Raw genomic sequence first — 25615 nt, 5'->3', positions numbered from 1 at the left:
TAAAACTACTTGCGTTTGCCCTTACTGTTTTGCTTGATTATTGATCTCATATAATACTCCTGTGCTTTTATCTATTAAATTATAATATAAAAAAATGTCATTTCTGACATTTTTAAAATATATTTTTTGATTTTAAAATTATTTATTTATTATCCTTTGAATCATTTTCAGCTTTTTGTTCTTTAATTTTTTTATCAATTCTCTTAATTTGTTTATCAGCTTTATCTTTAAAACTAACAGTTTTTCCTTCTAAATATTCTAATTTAATTTTTTTGAATAAAATTGAAACATATTCCTTATTAATATAATATAAAATACCTGGTAATAATAAAGCTCCTGATAATCAGTTACCTATTAATGTTGGAATGGTACTTAATGCAATAAATAAAAGAACCTGAGAAAATTGAGGTGTTAATCCACTTTCTAAAGTTAATTGTGGATTAAATATTGTTTCAAATAATAGCATTCACAAAAAGAATGAATTTGCTGGTCCATGTTGGAATCCACCTATTGCAAAGAAAGCAATTGGAAAAATTAATAATAATACTATAGTTGCTGAGTTTTTTGTTGAACTTGTTAATGGTAATGTTGAACATACCATCATATTACATAAAATTCCAGAACAGATCCCAATACCTATTGTTGCAAAGATACTAACTGCTTTAATTGAAGTACCATTTGATAAATCATCTGCCACTAAATATAATTTATGAATAACCATATCAAAAGTTTTAAGTAAAAATGCTTCATTATTCTTAAGTAAACCACCTGCACCTGCAAAAAGAGCTACAAATATAAAAGTTCCTAAGAAGTTTCCTAAAAGAACACCAAAGATTCCCTTAAAGTAAGATCCTTTACTTGCACACCCTTTAAAAACAGGAATACTGCTAAAAACATGACTTGTAAATAAACCCCCACCAAGAAAGGTAATTAAGATTATACATCCTGGGAAAAGAAAACCCAATAGAAGAGTTCCTACTTTTTCAAAACCAGTTCCTTGTAAAGACACCATTGCAATAACACATGCCACATAACCAAAACCAATAATAACACCACTCATAATTCCTAAAAGAATTTGCTTAACAAAAGTATAATGCAATTTATGAATTGCTGCCTTGAATCCTCCAAGTGTACCATCAATCATAAATGAATGTTGTGCATCTAATATACCATAGTCTTGTTCCTTTAGAAGCTTTATTTCTTCTTCAATATTTCTATTTTTATTCATAAAGTTTTTCTCCTAATTAATATACTATTCTTTATCTCTAATTTTAGTTTCAACCATCTTAATAAATTCTTTTAATGAGACTGTAGTTTGTTGCTCACTACCATATCTTCTAAAAGTTACTGTATCATTTTCTGATTCCTTTTCTCCAAGAACTAATTGATATGGAATTTTTCTTACTTGTGAGTCACGGATTTTATAACTTAATCTCTCATCTCTTAAATCAATTTTTGATCTAATTAATTTTGCTTTAAGTTGCTCTCTTACTTTCTCAGCATATTCTTTATTTGCTAAATTAACTGGTATAATTTCAACTTGTAATGGTGAACATCAAAGTGGTAGAACACCTTTTGTTTGTTCTAAAAGTACTGATATAAATCTTTCATAAGTTCCTACAAGTCCTCTATGAATCATAATTGGTTTTTCAAGTTCTCCATCACTGTTGATATAACTTATATCAAATCTTTGTGGTAATAAAAAGTCTAACTGTATTGTTGAAACTGTTATTTCATGACCTAAAGCAGTTTTTGCTTGAATATCTAATTTTGGACCATAAAATGCTGCTTCACCAATCATTTTTTTATAATCAATTTTTAATTCATTTAAAACATTTTCTAATTCAGCTTCAGCATGATTTCACATTTTTTCATCATTAAAGTATTTTTCTTTATCTTTTGGATCTCTTAGAGATAAAGAAAGATAGTCAACTTTAATATCAAAAGTTAATAGTACTTCTGTAATTAAATTAAAACATCTGATAAATTCTTCTTTTACTTGTTCAGGTGTAACAAAGATATGTGAATCAGTCAATTCCATAGCTCTAACTCTTTCAAGCCCTGTTAAACTACCTGATGATTCATATCTATGTTGTAAAGCATGTTCTGCAAATCTTAATGGTAAATCTCTATAACTTCTTTGTTTATATTTATACACTGCAATATGATGCGGGCAACTCATTGGTTTTAAAACCATTTCTTCTTTTGGAAGCATCATTGAAGCAAACATATCATCACGATAATGATCTCAGTGTCCAGAAGTTTTATAAAGCTCACTAGTACCAATAACAGGAGTTTCAATTTGAATAAAATCGTATTCAAATTCCTTTTGCATTAAATACTTTTTAATCTCTTGTTTTAAAATGGTTCCATTTGGCAATCAAATTGGTAAACCTTGCCCAATTAAAGGATCTAAATGATAAATTTCTAAAATTTTAGCAATATGTTTATGATCATTTTCCTTAATTTCTTCAATTTTTCTTTGTTTTTCTTCAAAAGCCTTCTCAGTAATTGCAGTTAAACCATGAATTTTATATACAAACTTATCTTCTCTTATTTGAAAAGCAGTAACCTCATTTAATTGAATTTTAAATAAGTCACTTGTTTTATTAAGAGTTGCAAATCTTGAATAAAATAAAACATCTTTTATAGCAGAAATTGGGAATTTAATATATCTTTTTTTATTTAAGTCAACCATACCCATTGTATATTTTTCTTTAACATTCATTTTATTCATCATATCAATATAATCTTTTTCAGTAAAAGTATTTCCTTTGAACTCAATATCAAGAGCTAATGAAATATATTTATTTGATAGTTCTTCAACTTTTTTAATATTTTCTAAAGTCAATTTTTGATCACAATCAAAATAACTAAAAAATTCTAATTTATTATATCCTTCTTCTTCAGGGTAAAGACTACCCTCAGGAAAAACTTCTTTAAGTGCTAATCCAACAATCACCTTGGCAGTATAATTTATAACAGATTCATATAATTCATGTCTCTCTGTTATTAATTGTAATTTACAGTCTCTATCAATAAGTGCTGTATTTGGCACAACCTCTTTATCGTTAATAACTGCACCTACACATTTTTTTCCAAGTGATATTGAAATTTCTTGAGCAACTTCAAGAACAGATTTTGGTTCATCATAATTTATAATATTGCCATCTAGTAGTGTTATTTTCATCTTTTTCCACCTCTGTCTTTATAAAAAATACATAAACTAACATTCTTAATTATACATAATTTTATTAAGCACAAACAACAAAATTGACTTTATATTATATTTTATTGAAACCTTTCAAGAAAAAAAACCAAAATAAGAATAAAAAAATATACTCTTGTATGTAAGTATATTTTAAAAAACTATATTTTAAAGGTTTTAAGATTTTTATCAAAATAATTTATAACATCTATACATTCATCAATATTTTCTAATTTGGCTCCTGATGCACTAATATGACCTCCACCACCAAATTTAATTGCAATATCTCTGACATTACATTTATCTGATCTAAATTCAACTCTAATAAAGTTTTTATCCTCTGTAAAAAATACTCAAGCATTAGCATCTTTAATTTCACCTAGCATATTAACTCAAAGTGCTACTTTATTAAAATTATCCATTTTAAAATCTTTCATTATTTCTTTACTTAAAATAATATAGGCTATTTTCTGTTTTGACATTTTATAATTGGTTAGAATATAACCTTTTAATTTAACTTCTTGTTCTGTTAAACCATAAATATTTTTATAAGCATTACTTATATTAAAACCCTTTTTTAGAAGAACACTTGCCATTTCAAATGTTCTAGAAGTTACATTTCTATACATAAATCTATCTGTATCTGTTACAAGGCCATGAAATAAATAATAAGCTGCTTGTTCTGAAAAAACTAATTTTGATTTATTATAAAGCTCTGTTAATAACTCACAAGTTGCAGGATAAGAATCATCAACAATTTCCATTGTTCCATATTGATTAACATTAACATGATGATCAATTTTAAAAATATCTGAAGCTGCTTTTAGTCAATTTAAATCTTCAATATCGATTCTCTGTTTTGTCGCAGTGTCTGTAATGATTACTAATGAGTCTTGAAAATCTTTTTGCTTTAATACTTGTGTTTTACCAATACATTTATATTCATTTGGTAAAACTCCACCTAGTTTGATATCCTTATTTTTAAAGTTATCATTAATAAATTGATATAAAGACATTTGTGAACCTATAGCATCAAAATCTGGATAAATATGTCTTAAGAGTATTATTTTTTTATTCTCATTTATTAGTTTAATAAGTTTTTTAAACATTTTATTTCCTCTAATATTCTAAACTTTCAATTCTAATTTTTGTTGACTTTTTAATAAAAGATTTTGAGTTTTTTATTTCTTTCCTTAATGTCTTATCTTCTAATAGATTTTTAGAATTTAGATCAAGGTCTTTAATCTGTTGAATCTTATTATTTTTTAATTCTTTTTTAAATTCAATTCTCTTTTTATTAAATTCTTCTATTAATTTTTTATATTCCAAATTATGAGTATTATAAATATTTTTAGCTTCAATTAAATCTAACTCTAAATTATCACTTAAATTAAAGTTTTTTATGTAACTCAAGTATCAAGCATGCTTCTTAGAAACTTTTTTCATTTTGCTAATTGTTTTTGCTTCTTGAAGAATTTGCTTATTAATATATGCATAATAAGCTTCTGATTGAATAAATTCCATTCCATCTTTTGATAATCCTAAAACTTCATTTGCTTTGTATTTTGCAAAATTTTTATGTTTAATTGCAAGAATTATTTTTTCAATATATTTAGGATTAATTCCTAAATTAATTTTATTTCTTAAAGTTGTAGAGATATATTCAATTAATAATGTAAATAGTATAATACCAAAAAGCAAAGCACCAAATTCATTAAATAACTTATCTGCAAAATAACTATTTAATAAATAGCCCATATTTCCTGATGCAACAACACCTAAGATTGCTACTTCTTTAAAGTTTATATCAAATCTATAAATTATGTATGAAATAACACTACTTGTAGTTTGAGGCATAACACCATATTTAAATCTTTGGAATTTATTTAATCCTGTAGACTCTAATTGATATAGGACTTTTAAATTTATATCATCAAAAACTTCTCTATTATATTTTGTAAGCATACCAACAGTTCCAGCTGCAATTGCTAGAGTTGCTGTAAATGGTCCCATACCAACAAGTGCAATAAATAAAATTGCATAGATGTAAGTTGGAATTGATCTTATAATAGAAGTTATTAGCACAAAGAATTTTGCAACATAATAATTTACTATATTCTCTGAACTTAATATACCAAAAATATATGCTATGATTGCTCCTATAAAAGTACCAACAATAGCAATTGATAAAGTTTGAAATAATAAATAAATTACTGATTGAGGTGCATATCCATAAGGAATAAATAATGATAATCAATTTATTTTAAACATCTCTAATATATTATGGTTAGTATCCTTAATAGTTTGTGAACTTTCAATACTAAACTCAATGAAAGTTAATGAATAACAAAAAAGTGCAAAAAGAATAAAGTATAAACATAATCTTTTAATGTATCTTTTTGGATTCTTTTTAATAACTTCATCTATAGTTAAATTCTTTAAATAAATTTCATGTTCTAATATTGCTGAATTATCTAAAGTATTTCTCATTTCTTCTTTTAATTTAAGAACTTCAAAATTAAAATTAGTTAGATAAACCTTATCTCTTCTAACATTTATTGAGTTTTTTTCATCTCAGATAAATCATGTTTTTGAGTTTAAATTTTTCATTTTAAATTCTTCAAATGAAATTATATCTTGTTTTAATTTTGAGTTATGTTCACTTAGGAACTCAGCTTTTTTATTTTTTAAATCCTGTTTAATTTGCTTAACTAAATCATAATTTTTATCTTGTTTTGCAACTTCTAAGCTAGAATATAAATCCTTTTGAATAATATATCTTATATAGAAATTTATATTATTCATTCTTGAAATTTTTTTAATTAAAGTCGTATATTTTTTTTGTTTCTTTTCATCTAAAATATAATCTTTATCTAATAAGATATATTTTTTTAATACATATATTATTAATTCCAATAAAATTACTACAGCAACTATTAGAAATAATAAAAAACCTACTCTAGATCAATCATCGTTATCCCTTGAATTATCAATTAATTTACCAATACCATAATTTGTAACTCCACCAATAACTGAAATATATCTTATATTAGTTTCTAGCGCATAAAAAGTAGCTGAAGTAATATGATTTGATATTTGTGGTACAACAGCAGATCTAAAAGATCTCATTTTATTAGCCCCTGTTGCTTGTTGTGATATAAAAATTTTTGTATTTATATGTTCTATTCTCTCAAATAAAATTTTTGAAGTTATTGAAAATGTAAAAATTGATAAAACAATTGTGACTGTTAAAATTGTTTGTCCAAAATATCCAACAAAAATAAGAGCATAGACAAAAGCAGGAATTGTTCTAAAAATTGCAATAAAGCTTTTAGCAGTATTATTAATAAATTTATTATTTACAATATTTCCTGCAGCTAAAATTGCAACAGGAATTGCTATAAGCACACCAATTATAGTTCCAGCAAAAGCTGTTACCATAGTCATAAAAATGGAATTTATAGCAGTATTTAAGAAAACTATTCCTACTGTATCTGGTTTAAGAAAATCTTCTCAATCCCATTTAAATAAATCTCCAATTCTTTCAAAAAACAAACCAAAAGATGAAAAAAATTCAGGTCAGTTAGTTTCTAACATATTGAAACCAAAAATTATTAATATAAAAACTATAATAGATAGAGTTATAAAAAATGTTTTTTTAGGAGCTTTTGTGTAGCTATTATTTATTGCAAAAACATTTCTAGAAGTAATCGCATTAATTTTTCTATTCATTTTAATAATTTTCTCCATAAACTTCTTTTAATATTTTCTTTGTCAACTGTTCAGGTTTTCCATCAAAAATTATTTTTCCATCTTTTAATCCAATAATCCTTGAAGCATATTTTTGCGCTAATTCAACATGATGTATATTTAAAATTATTGTTATTTTTTCTGTTTTATTAACATTTTGAAAATCCTTAATAACTTGATTAGCAAGTATTGGATCTAATGCAGAGACTGGTTCATCTGCAATAATTAATTGAGGTTCTTGAGATAAAGTTCTTGCAAGTGCAATTCTTTGTTGTTGACCCCCACTTAAATTTTCAGCTCTAATATATGCATAATCTAATAAATTTAGTTTTTCTAAAGATTTTAATGCAATCTCCTTATCATTTTTTGAAAATATTCCAAAAAGAGATCTTCAAAAATTCACTTTAGAAATTCTTGAATTTAATACATTTGTTAAGACTGTTTGTTTTTCTAAATTATTATATTCTTGAGACATAAGACCAATCTTACTTCTTAATTCTCTTAACTTTTTATTTTTTATTTTACTTAAATTGTATTCTTCAATATCATTTCAACTAATTAATATTTCTCCCGAAGATATTTTATTTATACCATTAATGGTTTTTAAAAGTGTAGTTTTACCAGCCCCTGATAATCCAATTACTGCAACAAACTCGCCATCCTCTATTTTTAAATTAATATTTCTTAAAACATGTTTACCATTAGGTCAAACCTTGTTTACATTTATGAATTTTATCATATTAAAAAAATACAAAAAAGCTTTAAGCTTTTTGTATTATATTATTTTCTATCAGTTTTTCATCTTATCTAATAGAGTTTGTGTTGCGTTTGTTGTTTGAGTAATTGATTTATCTGTTGCTAATTCAAAATCAAAACTATTTTCCTTACTTGATGGTCCTACATAACCTGTATGATTGTAAATTTCAAATATGCTTGCATTTTCTTTATCTTTAATTAAGTTTTTAAATGCAGTTCTTAAATCATCTTTAAAAGTTTCATCCTTTATAGTTTTTTTAGAATAAGCTATTAAATCATTAACAATTGGATCAGTTGCTCCAATTATTGTTGTATTTTTAAAGCCATTTTCAACATCACTTGAAATTTTACTTTCCATTCTTATGTCACTAAACCCAACTGCATAATTTGCAGTTCCACTTGAAACTTCTTGAGAAGCTTGAGGATAGCTACTTTGTTCATGTTTATTTTGTCATAAATCTTTTAATTCATTATCTCCAATTTCTAAAACATCTTGTAGTCAAAGCATTGGATATAAAACTCCTGAACTTGATGTTTTGCTAGCCCCAAAAGTGAATTGGAATTTTTTATCTTTTGTTCCTTTTAAAATTAATTCTTTTAATGCTTCATGATAACTAGCAGAGCCTTCAAATGAATCAATGTTAAAATTGTTCTCACTTAGAAATTTATTATTAGCATATATATATGATCTATAGTATGATGCTTCATTTTCTTGATCTAATAAAAGTCCCTTTGCTTTTTCTTGAGTTTTTAATTCATCAATATTATCTTTAACCATTTCATTATAATGTTTAGATAATTCTAATGAAGTTTCTAAAGTAACTTTTTCCATTGCTAATTCTGAACTAAATTTACCACTATCATCTTGAAACTTTTCAAAACTTGTCTCAGGTTTTGCCCCTGCTCTTGAAGCATTTAAAAGAATTCCTTGCTTATCAAATACTCCATCTTTTTCTGTTCCTCTATATTTTGTATATGTATTTACAGGTAAGAAAGCTAAATGCGCTTTTCCATCTTGTAAAGTTTTTCCAGCAACCTCATAATTTGTTGAAGTTGATATCTTAACTCTTTTTGTAGATGTTCTATTATCTGCTTGAGCAATTTTTGATAATTCATTTGCCAATTTTTCCTCTAATGGTTTTACAGTACTTATAATTTCTGTACTATTTTGAGATGGTACAAATAATATATTTATTGTATCCTTATTTGGATTACAAGATACTACATAAGTACCTGAAGAGATAACAATTGATGCTGATCCTAAAATCGAAAGTAGTTTTTTCATTTTTTTCTCCTATTAATTATGTTGAAACCATAAAGTAAAAGAAAACATACTAACTATATTTTTTTATAGATGTATGTTTTCTCCTATTCCTTATTAATTTCAAAAAAATAATAACATTTATTCAATAAAAATTTAAAAAAATACATAGAAAATTTTCTATTTATCATTTTAAGTAATAAAAAAACCTAAACTTTTAAGGTTTAGGTTTGTAATTATCCTACTGTAATTTCTTTAATATCTTCATTTCTAACAAATAATATTCTTTCACCTTTTTTTGCTCCTCATGATTTTGCAACTTGTGATATTGCTTTATTATCTTTCATGAAGGCATCTAAGTTATCAACTTTATTCATAAAGATTGAGTGCATTGATCCAAAACCAGTTCATAATTTTTCATTATCACAAACACCCAAAATTGTAACATTTGGTCTAAATTTTGAAATAGTTCTTAATAATTCACCAGTTCTTGAAACTACAATCGCATACTCATAACTTCCACTAATTGTAGTATTAGCTAATTGATTTGCAATTTCTGCTCTTTTACCTGAACTTGATTTTCTAGCTTTTTCTAATTGTTTTGTATAGTAATTTTTTTCATAAAATTCTACTTCAGCACGCTTATTAATTGTTGACATAGTTTCAACAGTAATAAATGGGAAGTCACCATTTGCTGATTCACCACTTAACATAGTTGCATCAGCTCCTAATTCAGTAGCATAATAAACGTCAGTAACTTCAGCTCTTGTTGGTTGTGGATTATCAGTCATTGATTCTAGCATTTGAGTTGCTACAATAACTAATTTTCCTTTTTCTCTACATTTTCTAATTATTTGTTTTTCTCAATATGGTACATCATAATATGGGATTTCTAATCCTAAATCTCCACGAGCAACCATAATTCCATCAGAAGCATCAATAATTGAATCTATATTATCACATCCAACTTGTGATTCTATTTTTGAAATAATTTGAATATGTTCAGCTTTTTTCTTTTTTAAGATTTGTCTTATTTCATTAACATTATCTGCTGAGTTAACAAATGATGCTGCAATATAATCAATATTATTATCAATACCAAAGTTTATATCGTTGTAATCTTTTTCTGCTAAAAATGGTAATGTAAACTCAATACCTGGTAAATTAACTCTTTTATTAGTTTTTACTAAGTGATTATTAAATGCTTTACAAATAACTTTAAATTTTTCAACTTTTGTTACATGCATTGTTAATTTTCCATCATCAACTAAAACAGTATCTCCAACTTTAACATCTTGTGACATATCATATGACATTTGCATTTCAGTTGCAATACATTCTCTAGTTGAAAAATCTTTTGGATTTGTGTAAACAATTACTTCTGTTCCAACTTTAACTTCTTGTTTTCCATCTTTCATTTTACCAATTCTAATTTCTGGACCTTTTGTATCCAATAAAATTGAAATTGGTTTATTAATTTCTTTTCTTAAAGTTTTTACTCATTCAAATCTTTCACCATGTTCTTGAAAATCTGCATGTGAGAAATTTAAACGTATTGTTGTCATTCCTTTATCAAACAATTCTTTTATAGCTTCTTTTGAGTGAACACTTGGCCCAATAGTTGTAATAACCTTTGTTCTTTTCATTTTTTCATTTAAATTAAATTTATTCATTTTTTTCTCCTTGTTAATAACAAAAAAATTATATCACTTTATTAGAGTAATTGCTTAAATACACAATTCTATAAAAAAATACCACATTTAAGTTGTATTTTTTTTATACTTGATAAACTTTAATATCTTCATTTTTTACAATTAAAATTTCTTCGCCTTTTTTTGCCCCTCAAGATCTTGCAATCTCTATTAAGACATCTTTATTTTTAATGGCTTGATCAATACTCTTTACTTTGTTCATAAAAATTGAGTGCATTGCTCCAAAACCAGTTCATAATTCCTCTTTATCACAAACCCCTAAAATTGTAACATTTGGTCTAAATTTTGAAATAGTTCTTAATAATTCACCAGTTCTTGAAAGAACAAGAGCAAATTCATATTTACCATTTCTTGTGATATTTGCTAATTCATCAGCAATTTCTGCTCTTTTACCAGTAGTTGATTGGCGAGCAACTTCTAAAGCTCTATCATAATATATTTTTCCATAAAACCCTAATTCTGCTCTTTTATTAATTGTTGCCATAGTTTCTGTAGTAATAAATGGATAAATCCCTGCAGCTGATTCACCACTTAACATAGTTGCATCAGCTCCTAATTCAGTGGCATAATAAACGTCAGTTACTTCAGCTCTTGTTGGTTGTGGATTATCAGTCATTGATTCTAACATTTGAGTTGCTACTACAACAACTTTTCCAGCTTTTCTACATTTTCTAATCATTTGTTTTTCTCAATATGGTACTTCATAATATGGTATTTCTAACCCTAAATCTCCACGAGCAACCATAATTCCATCTGAGGCTTCAATTATTGAATCTATATTAAAAATTCCTATTTTTGACTCTATTTTTGAAATAATTTGAATATGTTCTGCCTTTTCTTTTTTTAGTATTTTTCTAATTTCATTAACATTATCTGCAGAGTTAACAAATGATGCTGCAATATAATCAACTTTTACCTTAGCTCCAAATTTAATATCATCAATATCTTTTTGAGCTAAAAATGGTAAAGAGAATTCAACACCTGGCAGATTTACTCTTTTATTTGTTTTAACAATATGACTATTAAAAGCTTTACAATTCACTAATCCTGGTTCTACATTAATAACATTCAATGTTAATTTTCCATCATCTACTAAAACACTATCTCCAGGTTTTAAATCAATACTCATATCATATGAAACAGTCATTTCATTTGATTTACATTCACGATTTAAATATTCCTCTTGTGTTGTAAAAACTCTAATATCTGTTCCAGCTTTTATTTCTTGAGCACCATCATGAACTTTTCCAATTCTAATTTCTGGCCCTTTTGTATCTAACATTATTGAAATTGGTTTTTCTAACTCATCTCTTAACTCAATAACTGATTTAATTTTTTCTGCTTGTTCTTCTTGTTTTCCATGTGAAAAGTTCAATCGAACAACGTTCATACCAGCTTCAAAAAGTTTTCTGATATCATCTTTTGAATGTGTACTTGGTCCTATTGTTGTAACAATTTTAGTTCTTTTTATTTTTTTTGCTATTTTACTTGGTTCGTAAAATTCTATTTCTTTATTCATTATATCTCTCCTTGTTAAAACTATACTGCTTTATTGATTTCTCTTAATTTTTTATATTCTTCATTTTTATCTACTTTTGGCATATTTAATGTTGATTCTATATCTCTTGCAACTAAATTATTGTTGCTCATTCCAATATATAAACCACCTTTTCCAGCTATTAATTCTTCAACTGCAAAGATACCTGCCTTTACTGCTAAATATCTATCCATAGCTGTTGGTTTACCACCTCTTTGAATATGACCAAGTATTGTAGCTCTTGTTTCATAACCTGTTTGCTTTTCAATTTTTTTTGCTAATTCATTAACATCATAAATTTTTTCAGCAACAGCAACAATTACACTTCTTTTATTTTTATCATGAAGTACTTTAACTTGTTCAATAATTTCTTTTTCTGATAACAAATTTTCTTTTGTAGAAAATACTTCAGCACCACTTCCTGTTGCAGCGTATAATGTTAAATCTCCACAACCATTTCCCATGATTTCTACTACTATACATCTGTTATGAGATTGTATAGTATCTCTCACTTGATCTAAAGCATTAATAACTGTATTTAATGCTGTATCAAAACCAATTGTATAATCTGAAGAAACAATATCATTATCAATTGTTCCTGGAAGACCAACGCAATTAATTCCCATTTTTGTTAATTTTTCAGCACCTTGATAACTTCCATCTCCACCAATTACAACTAATGCTTCTATTTTTAAAGCTTTTAAATTTGCAACAGCTTTTTGTCTAACTGACTCTTCTTTGAATTCAGGTAATCTAGCTGAACCAATTACTGTTCCACCTTTTGAAATAATATCTGCTGCAAAATTAATATCTACTTTTTCAATTCAATTATTAACAAGGCCTTTATAACCATCTCTTATAATATAAGGCTCTATTCCTTTTGAAATTGCAGTTTTAATAACTGATGCAACAGCTGCATTCATTCCAGGAGCATCTCCTCCTGAAGTTAATACTCCTATTTTTTTTATCATAATAACTTCCTCCATATATAGATTATATAACTTTTTTAAAAATCTAATTAAATAATAGAAAATGCTATTATTTTCATTTTCAATTTTCTATTTTTTCAACATCACAAACTGCAATGTAAGGAAGATTTCTCAATCTTTCATCATAATCTAAACCATAACCAATTACAAATTCATTTGCAATTTCAAAACCAACTCAATCTGATTTAATTGGAACAACTCTACCTTCTTTTTTATCTAAAAGAGTCACTATTTTGACTTCCTTAGCTCCTTTAAAAGAAATATACTTTTTAATATAATTTAGTGTTATTCCTGAATCAATTATGTCTTCAATTATTAAAACATGCTTATCTTTAATTGATAAATTTAAATCTAAGTTAATTTTTGGCTCTCCACTAGTTTTTGTTCCACCCATATATGATGAAACAACCATATACTCTGTTTGACATTCATGATTAAAATGCTTAATAAAATTTGCCATAAAAGGAACACAACCTTTTAAAAGTCCTACAATTATAACTGTATTATCCTTTACATTTTGTTGTCTATAATAACTTTCAATTTCTGTTGCCAATTCACTAGTTCTTTTGTCAATCTCCTCTTGATTAAATAAAATCTTTTTGACTAAAGGATGTGTTTTCATTGATACCCCCACTTATTTATATTGTAATTATATACTACTTAATTGAGTTCAAATAGGTTTCTAAAATTAATTTAGCTGCTAATTGGTCTTTATTTTCTTTTTGTTTTTTTCTACTAAAATCAGCTGAGATCATTATTTGTTTTGCCAGTCTTGTAGTTAATCTCTCATCAACTCTTTTAATTTGTTCTTCTTTCACAATTTTTTGTTCTAAAAAAATTTCAATAAATTCTTCGACCATTTCAACTCTTTCTCCAGAAGAACCATTCATATTTTTAGGATAACCTATTACTATTTCTTCAAAACCTTCTTTATTTAAAAAAGTACTTAATTTAGTAACTGCCTCTAAAAAGTTATACTCTTGAAATCTAATTGTTTCTTTTGGATTTGAGAAATAGCCTTCACTTGTTGCAATACCAATTGTTTTACTCCCAAGATCTAATCCGATATATTTAGCCATAATTATTTTTTCCTTTCATAAATTTTTTTGACTATTATTTTTGATAAAAAATAATAAATACTTACCAATAAAATAGAAAATAGAACATCTGTTAAAAAGTGCTTTAACATTAATACTCTTGAAATACCTGTAAGTAATATTAGAGAAAATATACAAGTAGTAAGAATTATTTTTGAAACTCTTTTATTATCTAAAAAATAAATTAAACTTAACATTGCTCCTGCTGCAGCTGTATGACCAGAGGGAAAACTACTTCCTCTTATTTTAGAAAAATTTATTTGCAATAGTCATTGAAAATTTTCTTCCTCTATTAATACATCATAAGGTCTATTTCTTCCAAAGAGAATTTTAAAAATACCTACATTAATAAATAATAATGATATAAAAATTGTTGCTGATAAGGCTTGTTGAAAATATATATTAATATAATTATTTTCACTATCAAATAAATATCTTAAATATATATTTACGAAAATAATAAAAATAACTAATAAGACTAATAGAAATATGGAGAAACTAAATTTTGAAATATCAAATGAGTTATTTTTAAAAGAAAATTGTTTTTTAAAGTAAAGAAAAATAGTTATACTTGCAAAATAAATAAGACTAAATAAAATGACATAAACTATTTTTGCATTTCTATTTATTTTTAGGTAACTTAAAAATTTTAATAAAAATATAAATAGAAATAAATAAATTGGAAAGAATAAACAAATTCTACCATAGGTATCAAAAATGGATGTGAATCATGTTTTGTTTAAGTTTTCATTTATTAGCTTAGATATTTTAAGATCAAAAATAGAAGTTAAAATAAAAAAAGTTAAAATTACTAGAAATAAAGTTAATATTAAATATTTATTTTTAAGCATAGGTTTTTTACTCATAATTTAATTATAAATAAAAAATCTACAACAAAAAAAGAATCCTTAAGATTCCTTTATAAATTATTTTGTTAAATTGTAGAATGATTTTAAACCATCGTAAATTGCAGCTTCTCCCAATTCAGCTTCAATTTCAATTAATCTATTATATTTTGCAATTCTATCAGATCTTGACATTGACCCTGTTTTAATTTGACCTGTATTTAAAGCAACAGCTAAATCAGCAATTGTTGAATCTTCAGTTTCACCTGAACGATGTGAAGTAACAGCTGTTCATCCTGCTTTTTGAGCCATTTGAATTGTTTCAATTGTTTCTGTTAATGTTCCAATTTGGTTTAATTTAATTAGTACTGAATTAGCAGCTTTTTTCTCAATTCCTTCAGCAGTAATTTTTGGATTTGTAACAAATAAATCATCTCCAACAATTTGAATTTTGTGACCCATCACTTTTACTTGTTTTTGGAATCCATCTCAATCTGATTCAGCTAAACCATCTTCAATTGAGATAATTGGATATTTATCAACTAATTTATCTAAGAATGAAACCATTTCATCAGTTGTTAATGCTCATTCTTTTCCTGTTAATTTTTCAATTTTCTTAAAGTGATATTTTCCATTAATGTATAATTCTGAGTTGGCACAATCCATTGCGATCATAATACCATCTTTACCTGTTTTATAACCAGCTTTTTTAATTGCTTCAACTAATAAATCTAAAGCAACTTCAACTGGAGTTTTTGCCTTAAAAGCTTCAATAGTTTCTTTTGGATATGCTCAAGCAAAGTTTGGTGCAAATCCTCCTTCATCACCAACAGCTGTAATATCTTTTTTATCATGTAATAAAGATTTTAAAGCTTGGAAAGTTTCTGAAGCTCATCTTAATGATTCACTAAATGTTGGTGCTCCAACTGGCATAATCATAAACTCTTGGAAATCAATTGCAGAATCTGCATGTTCTCCTCCGTTAATAACATTTAACATAGGTACTGGTAATCTTCTTGCGTTTGTTCCACCAATATATCTATATAATGGAATTTCCAATTCACTTGCTGCTGCTTTAGCAACAGCTAAAGAAACACCTAAAATAGCATTTGCTCCTAAATTTTTCTTGAAATCATCACCATCTAATTTACACATTTTTGTATCAATTTTTACTTGCTCTGTTACTTCCATTCCAATTATTTCTTTTGCAATTTTAGTATTTACATTTGCAACAGCTTTTAAAACACCTTTACCATTAAAGCGTTTTTTATCTCCATCTCTTAATTCTAATGCTTCTCTTGAACCAGTTGAAGCTCCTGAAGGAACTTTTGCTGTTCCAAATCCTCCAAATTCAGTTGTAACATCAACTTGAACTGTTGGGAAACCACGTGAGTCTAAAACTTCACGCGCAATAATACTAGTTATTTTTGACATATTAAATTCTCCTTACACTTCTATAATAAACCTATTTTTTGTATATTTAAATAATTTTTTCTAATATAATATTGGAACTTTTTTTAAAAAAATTCCATAATGGAATTTTTAGTGTGGATCATTTCTATGTTGTTTTCTTTCATTCTCTGAAAGTCATTTTTTTCTTAATCTAATATCTTCTGGTGTTACTTCCACAAGTTCATCTCATTCAATAAACTCTAATGCTTCTTCTAAAGTGAATTTTCTTGCAGGAGTTAATTTAACTGAATCATCACTTCCTGAAGCTCTTGTATTTGTTAATTTTTTACCAGTTGTTGGATTAACATTTAAGTCATTATCTCTTGAATGTAAACCTACAATCATCCCATCATAAACTTCAACTTGAGGTCCAACAAATAATATTCCTCTTTCTTCAAGATTATTTAGTGCATAAGGAAGTGTTATACCGTTTGCCATTGAAACAAGAGTACCATTTTGTCTACCTTCAATTTTTCCTTTATACTCTTCATAACCAACACTTGATTTTACCATTACACCTTCACCACGAGTATCATTAGTAAACTCTGATTTAAATCCAATTAAACCTCTTGTTGGTATATGGTAAGTTACTTTATCTCTTAAACCATCTGAATCCATATCAACCATCATACCTTTTCTTAAGTTTAATTTATTAATAACTGTTCCAGAAAATTCTGTTGGTACGTCAATAATAACTTTTTCCATAGGTTCAAATTTTTGACCCTTTTCATCAATTCTTACAACAACTTCTGGTCTTGATATTCCAAGTTCAAATCCTTCTCTTCTCATTGTTTCAATTAAAACAGATAAGTGAAGTTCTCCTCGACCTAAAACTTTAAACCCATCTGCTGATGAATCAGTTAAAGCCTCAACTTTTAAACCAACGTTTACTTCTAGTTCTTTATCTAATCTCTCTTTAATATTTCTTGTTGTAACATATTTTCCAACTCTTCCAGCAAATGGAGAAGTATTAACTAAAAAATTCATACTCATTGTTGGCTCTTCAATAATAATTGGAGGTAAAGCATCTATTTTATCAACTTCACAAACTGTATCTCCAATTGTTAAATCACCAATACCTGAAATAACAACAATTTCACCAGCTTGTGCTTCTTTAACAGCAACTCTTTTCATTCCTTCATAGATAAATAAACCTGATATTTTTCCTTTAGTGACTGAACCATCATTTTTAGAAATTGCAACTTGTTGACCTTCCTTGATTACACCTTTAAATAATCTTCCAACTCCTAATCTTCCAATAAATGAGTCATAAGCTAAAGATGATATTTGTAATTGAATTGGTTCATTTGCCAATTCTAATGGGTAGTTTCCAACTTGCTTAATAATTGTTTCAAACAAAGGAACTAAATTTTCACTTGTTTCTTCCATTGAGTATTGAACAATACCATCACGAGCTGTACCAAATAATGATGGAAATTCAATTTGTTCATCATTTGCATTTAGTTCCATAAATAATTCAAGAACCTCATCAACCACTTCTAATGCTCTTTGATCTTTTTTATCAATTTTATTAATTAATAGTATTGGTCTTAACCCCAACTCTAATGCTTTTGATAAAACAAATCTAGTTTGAGGCATTGGACCCTCAGCTGAATCAACTAACAAAATAACTGTATCTACAGTTTTCATAATACGTTCTACTTCACTTGAAAAATCGGCATGCCCAGGAGTATCAACAATATTAATTTTGTAATCATTATATTCAATAGCACAATTTTTTGAATAAATTGTAATACCACGTTCTCTTTCTTGGTCATTGCTGTCCATTACTTGTTCTTTTACTTCTTCATTTGCTCTAAAAACGTTAGATTGATTTAAAAAAGCATCTACTAATGTAGACTTTCCAGCATCAACGTGAGCAATAACTGCTATATTAATAATTTTTTTATTCATGATTCTCTCCTATTTAATAACCTATTGATAATAACAAATATTTAAATATTATACCAACAAAATGGCTTATTTTATTTTATAAAATTTTGTTGATACACAGCATTTTAGTATTTAATTAAGATTAATTTTTTAATGTTTTATAAAAAATTTCTTTAGTTTGATCAGATAACATTTTAGTTTCTGCTATTCTTAATTCTTCTTCTTCAATTAAAGGTTTATTTTCTTCAATAATGGCATTTGTAATTCTCTCTTCTTCAGAGACAATATACTCTCTTAATAATAATGAAAAGTAAATTTTTGTTGAGTGATAAATTGCAAAGTTATAAAGTATAACTTCTTCATCTGTACCAAATTGAAGACTATTATCTTCATCTTCTTCCAATAAGTCTAATAAATCACTTAATAAGTCATTTATTTTATATGTCTCTTTAATTACTAAATAAAAATCATTTATCTCTTCACATCTATGTATAATTTTCTTAATTTCATTTGTTACTATTATGTATTTGTGTGAAATTTTCATTGTATCAATTTCTTCAACAAAACTTTTATAATTGAGATCAATAAGCTCTTTAAATGCATAATCATATATTTTTAGATTATTCATAACTTCCTTTTTTGATTCTAAAAATAATATTCTGCTCGAATCATATAGATACTCATACTCAAAAAAATTATCACAAATTGAAATCATCCTTAATAGGCAACTTAAGCTATCTCTATCAACTTGATTTTTTTGTTTTACTTCAATCTCTTCAAATTTTATTTCAATAAAATCTCTAAATTTTTCAATGTCTTTTGTCTCAAATCATTCTTGTTGAATTACCTTTAAGAATTTACTTTCCTCACCAAATACTGAATATAAAATAAAAATTTCTTTACTTATTAAATCACTTTGTATAAAACTATATTCTTCATATTCTTTAATAATCATTAATTATCTCCTACTATAAAATGGAAAATCCAAGTGAGTTATTTTTTAAATAAATTAAATGTTGATAGGTTAATAAGTTCTAAATGAGAATAAATTTTTATTACATTTAAAGATTTATCTATTACTATATTTTGAATAATTTTTGGCTTTAATTCTTTTTTTCAAACTTAAATAATTTCATACTTCTCATAATATTTCTCAACAATTTCTTTAAATAGATTAATTTTTTTCATTTCCATTGCAGAGTTTTGATCTGAATTTAAGTCTGGATGAAATTGCTTTGCCATTTTTCTATAAATTTTCTTAAACTCATCAGGCTTTGCCATTTTTGATATACCAAAGTAATTAAATGCATCATTTACTTCATCATTAAATACAAGAGTTTTTGTTTTTTCAAAGAAAGTATCGAATTCCTCATCATCATCTACTGAGAAAAAGTTTGCTTGTATAGTTGAATTATTTGTTGACTTTGCTTTACCATATTTACTTTGAAAGATAAATGTTTCAACTGTTAAATCAATAACTTGATCAAACATTCTAGCTCAGTGATAAGTGAAATCATCACCTAAATCAATAATTTCTTCAATTAAAAGATGATGCTTATACGGATCTAATTTTCTTTTATCAATTAATAGAAAAGCCTTCTCAATAATTCCATCCAATGCTTCTAAAGAAGTTCTTTGCATTACTTCAAAAACCCTTATTAGTGGAGTATCATTTATATTTTTATTTGCAAAAGTATAATTAAATAGTTTTCAAAATTTTTTAGTAATGTAAAAACTAAATTTAGAAATACTATTAACAATTAATGCAGCTTCATAACTACCTAAACGATTAGAAATGCTATTATATGTTTCTTTGAAATAACTTGCCATAGGATAAGAATAAAACTTCTCAACTATTGATATTGAACCTAAATTTCAAGAGTACTTCTCCATGTTTTCAGGTGAATTTTGATTTTTTATTATTTCTTGAATTAAGTCATTAAACTTTGAAATATCAATAACTAAATTATCTATATTTCAATGATTAGCAGGTTTCATTGCTCTATCTCAAATAATCAGACTTGAGATATCTTCAGAGTTATCAAAAAAATTTGATGCTTTTTTAGTCTCTTTTTGCATTTTTTTAAATTCTCGTTTTCATCCCATAAGTTTTCTCCATAAAGTTATTATACTTTATAATACATTCACTTTTAGTATTTCACTTATGTTTTTATAATTTGGCATATATCTTTCAACATATCTTCAAAAGTCCTTTGAGTGATTTTTATGAACCAAATGACTTAATTCATGAATAACAACGTACTCTAATGCAATAATAGGAAAATGAATTAATCTTGTATTTAAAACTATTTTTGATTTTTCAGGGAAACAAACACCCCATTTACCTTTCATAACTTTTACTGATAGATTTTTGAAGTCTAAATTCATTATTTGTTTATATTTATTAACAATAGTTTCAAAATAGAAAAAATAATTAATTGCTATTTTTTTATACATTCTCTTTATTGTTTCTTCTTTAGTTTCATAAATTTTGAAATCAAGTTTTTCTTTTTTATCAACTTTATCCAAAAATCTTGCAGCATATTTTTTATCATTGATCTTGAAAAAGCCATTTTCTGAAATCATATAAAACTGGTTTTTTTCTCTATATTCAATTATTTTTTGAATCTTTTGAATATTTTTATAAATTAACTGTTCAATTTCTCAATCATATGCATGAAGTGGTGCAGAAACATTAATACTAGTATCTTCTAACTTTAATCTAATAAATTTTTGATCTTTTAAAGTTAAACAATAATCTATTTGTTGACCTTTATAACTTAAAGTCTTATTCAGTTTTACCCTTTTTCTTTCTTTTTGCATTTTTTCTTTCTTTTTTTTCTTTCTTTTTATTTAATATTTCTTCTTCCATTTTCTGAAACTTTTCAAATTTCTCTCTTTTTTCTTCTTCAATTGTTTCTCGTCTTACTCTTTTAATTTCTTTATTAACTTGATCTGGTTCAAATTCTCCAAACTCAATTTTTCCTTCTATAACTTGAGTTACTAAACTTCTAGAGTTCTCATCTCTAATGAAAAAATCACTGTAATCTAATTTCAATTTTCTAATCATATGTGCTTCAAAGATTGAAAATAATCCAAAAATTACTATAACTCCATACATACATTGTAGAGCAATCATTCAGCTACTAAATGGAGAAAAACTATCCTTTAAAGATTTTCATGCTTGATATATTACATCATAATTGGGATCTGTTGGATTTGTTTTAATACCTGCTTCAAATAAAGGAATAATAAAGTATATTCCATATATAAAACCTACAAACAATATTGGTCAAAATATTAAACTAAAAGCTAAGTAAGCTCTTTGCCTTCATAGTTTTTTATTAAAAAATGGTTTTACAACTGCAAAAAGTAGGATTAGCAAGGTCATTAATCATGAAACAGGAGCTATTATATTAATTACAAGCGTAGTCGTAGACGTTAGTCTATCTGGATACATAAATACTCCAATAAATTTTGCTAAATTTCTTATTCCATCATCAAAACCAATTGTAAAACCAACAATAATTGGGGCCAATAATCAGAAAATTATCATTAATATTCTAAAAATCAATAAAATAGTCATAAAAAAAATTGAGCCAGTTTTAAAATTTTTAAAATTTACTTTTTTGACTTTATTTTTTTCTTTTTTTAATGTCTTTTCTTTTTTTAATGTCTTTTCCTTTTTCATAAAATCCCCTAATACTATAATTCTATATAAAAAAATTTTTAAACAAAATAAATGTTTAAATTCTTTTAATGTTTATTTTCATCAGTATTAGTTCTTCTTGACATATATTTAAATTCCCCTGTATCAAAATTAGAAGAATTAATATTATCATAATCTTCATCTTCATTAGAATTCGCAATTGGATCTTCTAAATTTAATGGTAATTCTAATTCATCATCCTCATATTTAACTGATTCATTTGCTAAATTCTTTTTAATTTCTTCGGGTTTAATTTCTTGTTCAATATCATTTAATATTAGTTGATTTTCTTCAATTGAATACGGAATAATTTTATTATTTTTAGGTTCTTCCTCTGTAATTAAAGAAGACATATCCATTCCGCTTAAAGCTCCAGTTCTTTCAATTTCTTCAATTGCTTCTTCATATGATTTATTTAGACCACTCTTCATGTTAAGGATTTTATTTTTTAAATCAGAGACATCTTTAAGAGAATCTTGAGATTGATAACTTTGGTCATTCATTTTTTTAGCAACTGAGTCTAATTTTTGATTATTATTTTTAGCTGCGAAATTTTCTGGATTTATTGAAATATTAATAATTGTAATAATTAAATCTACAATTAAAAGAGAAAGCAATGGCATAAAATAAGTCATTTTAATTTGAATTTCTGCATTTAAATATAAAAATGTATGAATAGATAAAATAATAATTACTCAAAAACTTATAATAATATCAAATACTCCAAATACTTTTTCTACTTTATTTTTTCCTAAACTTGAGAATAAACTAATTCCAAAGTAAGCTAAACCACTAAATAATAATCCAATTCTGTTTATATTAAGATCTTTAAAAGAGAAAATTATCTTATTATTTAAATCAACAGTTATTCAAGGCAAGATTAGAATAAGTGACACAGATATTAACAACATTATTATAATTTTTCATATTTTAATTTTTTTCATCTAAATACCGCCTATATGTTTAATTATATAATTTTATTAATAATAAATATATAACAATTCCTAAAGAATTATATATTTATTATCATAAAAATTCAATTCATAAAAGAATATCTGAATTTATTAATTCTTAAATAAAATTAAATTTAACTAGAGCGACCTAAAACTTTTTTCATTTTGTAGTGTCATATTTCACCATCTAAAAATTTGTTTGAAATAACTTCAAAACCATTTTTTTTATATAAATTTAAAGCAGATTCTTGGGCATCTAAAAAAATCTCTTGAGCATTTAAATTATCTTTTATAAATTCTTCTAAGAAATTAATGATTTTATTTCCAATCCCTTTACCCCTAAACTCTTTTAAAACCGCAATTCTTCCAATATATCATTCGTTAGCTTTCTTTAGAATTCTAGCGCAACAAACAACTGTATCATTTTCAAAACCAATTACATGAAAACTTTGTGAATCATACTCATCATACTCATCAGCCTCTGGGTATTTTTGTTCATCACAAAATACTTTTTTTCTAATCTGACATGCTTGATTAAAAATATCATTTTGTGTTGAGTATTCAATTAAAAAATTCATTAATTATCCTCCTAATCATCTAATTTAAGAACAGCTATGAAAGCTTCTTGTGGTACTTCTACAGAACCTATAGCCTTCATTCTTTTTTTACCTTCTTTTTGTTTTTCCAATAATTTTTTCTTACGTGAAATATCTCCACCATAACATTTGGCTAAAACATTTTTTCTCATTGCCTTAATAGTTTCACGAGCTATTATTTTTCCACCAATAGCAGCTTGAATTGGAACTTCAAAATTTTGTCTTGGAATTATTTCTTTTAACTTTTCAGTTAAAATTCTTCCTCTTGTTTGAGCAAAGTCCCTATGAACTATTGTTGATAAAGCATCAACAATATCTCCATTTAATAGAATATCCATTTTTACTAATTTTGATTGCTTATAACCAATTAATTCATAATCAAAAGATGCATAACCCTTTGACATTGATTTTAATTTATTGAAAAAATCAAAAACAATTTCGTTTAATGGCATATCATAAACTAAAGTTCTTCTCATATCATCAATGTATTCTATATCAATATAATTTCCTCTTCTATCTTGACATAGACTCATTAAATCTCCTAAATATTGATCTGGGGTCATAATTGTCACTTTAACAAAAGGTTCTTCAATAAATTTTATTTTTTGAGGATCTGGTAAAAAAGCTGGATTATCAATTTGAATTGTTTCATCATTTGTTTGAGTAACTTTATAAATAACAGATGGAGCAGTAGCAATTAATATTAAATCATATTCTCTTTCAAGTCTTTCTTGAATAACATCCATGTGTAATAAACCTAAAAAACCACATCTAAAGCCAAATCCCAAAGATTGAGAACTTTCAGGTTCATAAACCAAACTTGCATCACTTAAAGAAATTTTCTCTAATGCCTCTTTTAGATCTTTATATCTTGCTGTATCCACAGGATATATTCCACAATAAACCATAGGATTTAATTTTTTATATCCATCAAGGGCAACTTTTGCACCATTTTCTTTTGTTGTTATTGTATCTCCAACTTGCACATCTCTTACTGTTTTAATTGCTGCAGCAATTCAACCAACTTCTCCTGCTTCAAGTTTATCTTTCTTTACTTCATAAGGTGTTTTAACTCCCAATTCTGTAACTTCATATGTTGCTTTTGATTGCATCATTTTAATTGTTTGGCCAACTTTTATTGTTCCCTCCATAATTCTTACAGAGACCATTACCCCTCTATATTTATCATAATAAGAGTCAAAGATTAATGCCTTTAAGGGTTTACTATCATCAGGGTCTAAAGGTGCAGGAATAAATTTTACAATTGCCTCCAAAACATCTTCAACATTTAAACCAGTTTTTGCACTTATCATTGGAGCATTTGAGCAATCTATTCCAATCACTTTTTCAATTTCTTCTTTTACTCTTTCTGGATCTGCTGCAGGTAAATCAACTTTATTAATTATTGGTACTATTTCTAAATCATTGTCTAATGCCAAATAAACATTAGCTAATGTTTGTGCTTCAATACCTTGACTGGCATCAACAACTAGCAATGCTCCTTCACAGGCAGCCAAACTTCTAGAAACTTCATAAGTAAAATCAACATGACCTGGTGTATCGATTAAGTGAAAAATATACTCTTCACCATCTTTAGCTTTATACTTTAATTGAACTGAATTAAGTTTTATTGTAATTCCACGTTCTCTTTCAATATCCATTGAGTCTAAAAGTTGTGCTTGCATATCTCTTTTTTGAACAGTTCCAGTTAATTCAAGTAATCTATCTGCTAAAGTTGATTTTCCATGATCAATATGAGCGATTATACTAAAATTTCTAATTTTTGATTTATCCATTTTTAATCGCCTCGTAGTTTTCTTTAAATATTATAACCAATAATCTATTAATAAAAATTAA

At 25.9% G+C, this 25615-nt stretch carries 21 protein-coding genes; all 21 read right to left on the bottom strand.

Going from position 1 to position 25615, the window contains the following annotated elements; genetic code table 4:
* Positions 1-142 precede the first annotated feature (142 nt).
* Positions 143-1228, bottom strand: coding sequence for a formate/nitrite transporter family protein (locus tag AAHM99_RS04995; RefSeq protein WP_342275577.1), 1086 nt, complete (start codon positions 1226-1228; stop codon positions 143-145).
* A gap of 24 nt (positions 1229-1252) precedes the next feature.
* Complete coding sequence (gene thrS, locus AAHM99_RS04990) at positions 1253-3190, bottom strand: threonine--tRNA ligase (protein ID WP_342275576.1); 1938 nt, start codon at positions 3188-3190, stop codon at positions 1253-1255.
* 179 nt (positions 3191-3369) lie between these two features.
* A complete protein-coding gene (locus AAHM99_RS04985) occupies positions 3370-4317 on the bottom strand; it encodes a DHH family phosphoesterase (protein WP_342275575.1) in 948 nt (315 codons plus the stop codon).
* A gap of 10 nt (positions 4318-4327) precedes the next feature.
* Positions 4328-6940, bottom strand: a complete 2613-nt coding sequence (locus tag AAHM99_RS04980) for a PhnE/PtxC family ABC transporter permease (RefSeq protein ID WP_342275574.1) — start codon at positions 6938-6940, stop codon at positions 4328-4330.
* Position 6941: 1 nt separating this feature from the next.
* Positions 6942-7697 carry a phosphonate ABC transporter ATP-binding protein gene (gene phnC / locus AAHM99_RS04975; RefSeq protein WP_342275573.1) on the bottom strand — a complete coding sequence of 252 codons (756 nt, stop codon included), beginning with the start codon at positions 7695-7697 and terminating at the stop codon, positions 6942-6944.
* 48 nt (positions 7698-7745) lie between these two features.
* On the bottom strand, positions 7746-8999 hold the full coding sequence (locus tag AAHM99_RS04970) for a PhnD/SsuA/transferrin family substrate-binding protein (RefSeq protein WP_342275572.1): 1254 nt from the start codon (positions 8997-8999) through the stop codon (positions 7746-7748).
* 212 nt (positions 9000-9211) lie between these two features.
* Complete coding sequence (gene pyk, locus AAHM99_RS04965) at positions 9212-10648, bottom strand: pyruvate kinase (RefSeq protein WP_342275571.1); 1437 nt, start codon at positions 10646-10648, stop codon at positions 9212-9214.
* A gap of 103 nt (positions 10649-10751) precedes the next feature.
* Positions 10752-12206 (bottom strand): pyruvate kinase, encoded by a 1455-nt coding sequence (gene pyk / locus AAHM99_RS04960; protein ID WP_342275570.1) that lies wholly within the window; start codon positions 12204-12206, stop codon positions 10752-10754.
* A gap of 20 nt (positions 12207-12226) precedes the next feature.
* Positions 12227-13195 (bottom strand): 6-phosphofructokinase, encoded by a 969-nt coding sequence (gene pfkA, locus AAHM99_RS04955; RefSeq protein ID WP_342275569.1) that lies wholly within the window; start codon positions 13193-13195, stop codon positions 12227-12229.
* Positions 13196-13262: 67 nt separating this feature from the next.
* Positions 13263-13835, bottom strand: coding sequence for a hypoxanthine phosphoribosyltransferase (hpt, locus tag AAHM99_RS04950; protein WP_342275568.1), 573 nt, complete (start codon positions 13833-13835; stop codon positions 13263-13265).
* A 34-nt stretch (positions 13836-13869) separates the two neighbouring features.
* On the bottom strand, positions 13870-14292 hold the full coding sequence (gene ruvX, locus AAHM99_RS04945; protein WP_342275567.1) for a Holliday junction resolvase RuvX: 423 nt from the start codon (positions 14290-14292) through the stop codon (positions 13870-13872).
* 2 nt (positions 14293-14294) lie between these two features.
* Positions 14295-15176, bottom strand: a complete 882-nt coding sequence (locus AAHM99_RS04940; protein ID WP_342275566.1) for a phosphatase PAP2 family protein — start codon at positions 15174-15176, stop codon at positions 14295-14297.
* A gap of 60 nt (positions 15177-15236) precedes the next feature.
* Positions 15237-16589 carry a phosphopyruvate hydratase gene (gene eno, locus AAHM99_RS04935; RefSeq protein ID WP_342275565.1) on the bottom strand — a complete coding sequence of 451 codons (1353 nt, stop codon included), beginning with the start codon at positions 16587-16589 and terminating at the stop codon, positions 15237-15239.
* A gap of 108 nt (positions 16590-16697) precedes the next feature.
* Entirely contained in the window at positions 16698-18524 is a 1827-nt protein-coding gene (gene typA / locus AAHM99_RS04930; protein WP_425288811.1) for a translational GTPase TypA, read from the bottom strand.
* A 118-nt stretch (positions 18525-18642) separates the two neighbouring features.
* Complete coding sequence (locus tag AAHM99_RS04925; RefSeq protein ID WP_342275563.1) at positions 18643-19455, bottom strand: hypothetical protein; 813 nt, start codon at positions 19453-19455, stop codon at positions 18643-18645.
* Between the two features lie 167 nt (positions 19456-19622).
* The gene (locus AAHM99_RS04920; protein ID WP_342275562.1) at positions 19623-20606 is read right to left on the bottom strand and encodes a DnaJ domain-containing protein; all 984 of its coding nucleotides are present in this window, start codon (positions 20604-20606) and stop codon (positions 19623-19625) included.
* A gap of 27 nt (positions 20607-20633) precedes the next feature.
* On the bottom strand, positions 20634-21323 hold the full coding sequence (locus tag AAHM99_RS04915) for a M48 family metallopeptidase (protein ID WP_342275561.1): 690 nt from the start codon (positions 21321-21323) through the stop codon (positions 20634-20636).
* On the bottom strand, positions 21289-22191 hold the full coding sequence (locus AAHM99_RS04910; protein ID WP_342275560.1) for a hypothetical protein: 903 nt from the start codon (positions 22189-22191) through the stop codon (positions 21289-21291). The genes AAHM99_RS04915 and AAHM99_RS04910 overlap by 35 nt, the downstream gene beginning before the upstream one ends.
* A 65-nt stretch (positions 22192-22256) precedes the next feature.
* The gene (locus AAHM99_RS04905; protein WP_342275559.1) at positions 22257-23153 is read right to left on the bottom strand and encodes a hypothetical protein; all 897 of its coding nucleotides are present in this window, start codon (positions 23151-23153) and stop codon (positions 22257-22259) included.
* A gap of 143 nt (positions 23154-23296) precedes the next feature.
* Complete coding sequence (locus tag AAHM99_RS04900; RefSeq protein ID WP_342275558.1) at positions 23297-23740, bottom strand: GNAT family N-acetyltransferase; 444 nt, start codon at positions 23738-23740, stop codon at positions 23297-23299.
* 11 nt (positions 23741-23751) lie between these two features.
* Positions 23752-25554, bottom strand: a complete 1803-nt coding sequence (lepA, locus tag AAHM99_RS04895; RefSeq protein WP_339034465.1) for a translation elongation factor 4 — start codon at positions 25552-25554, stop codon at positions 23752-23754.
* Positions 25555-25615: the final 61 nt, after the last annotated feature.

The sequence above is a fragment of the Spiroplasma endosymbiont of Cantharis lateralis genome (genome assembly GCF_964030855.1).
GTDB lineage: Bacteria > Bacillota_I > Bacilli_A > Mycoplasmatales > Mycoplasmataceae > Spiroplasma_A.
The sequence above is the reverse complement of the archived record's forward strand: the minus strand, read 5'-3'. Positions and strand labels throughout refer to the sequence as shown.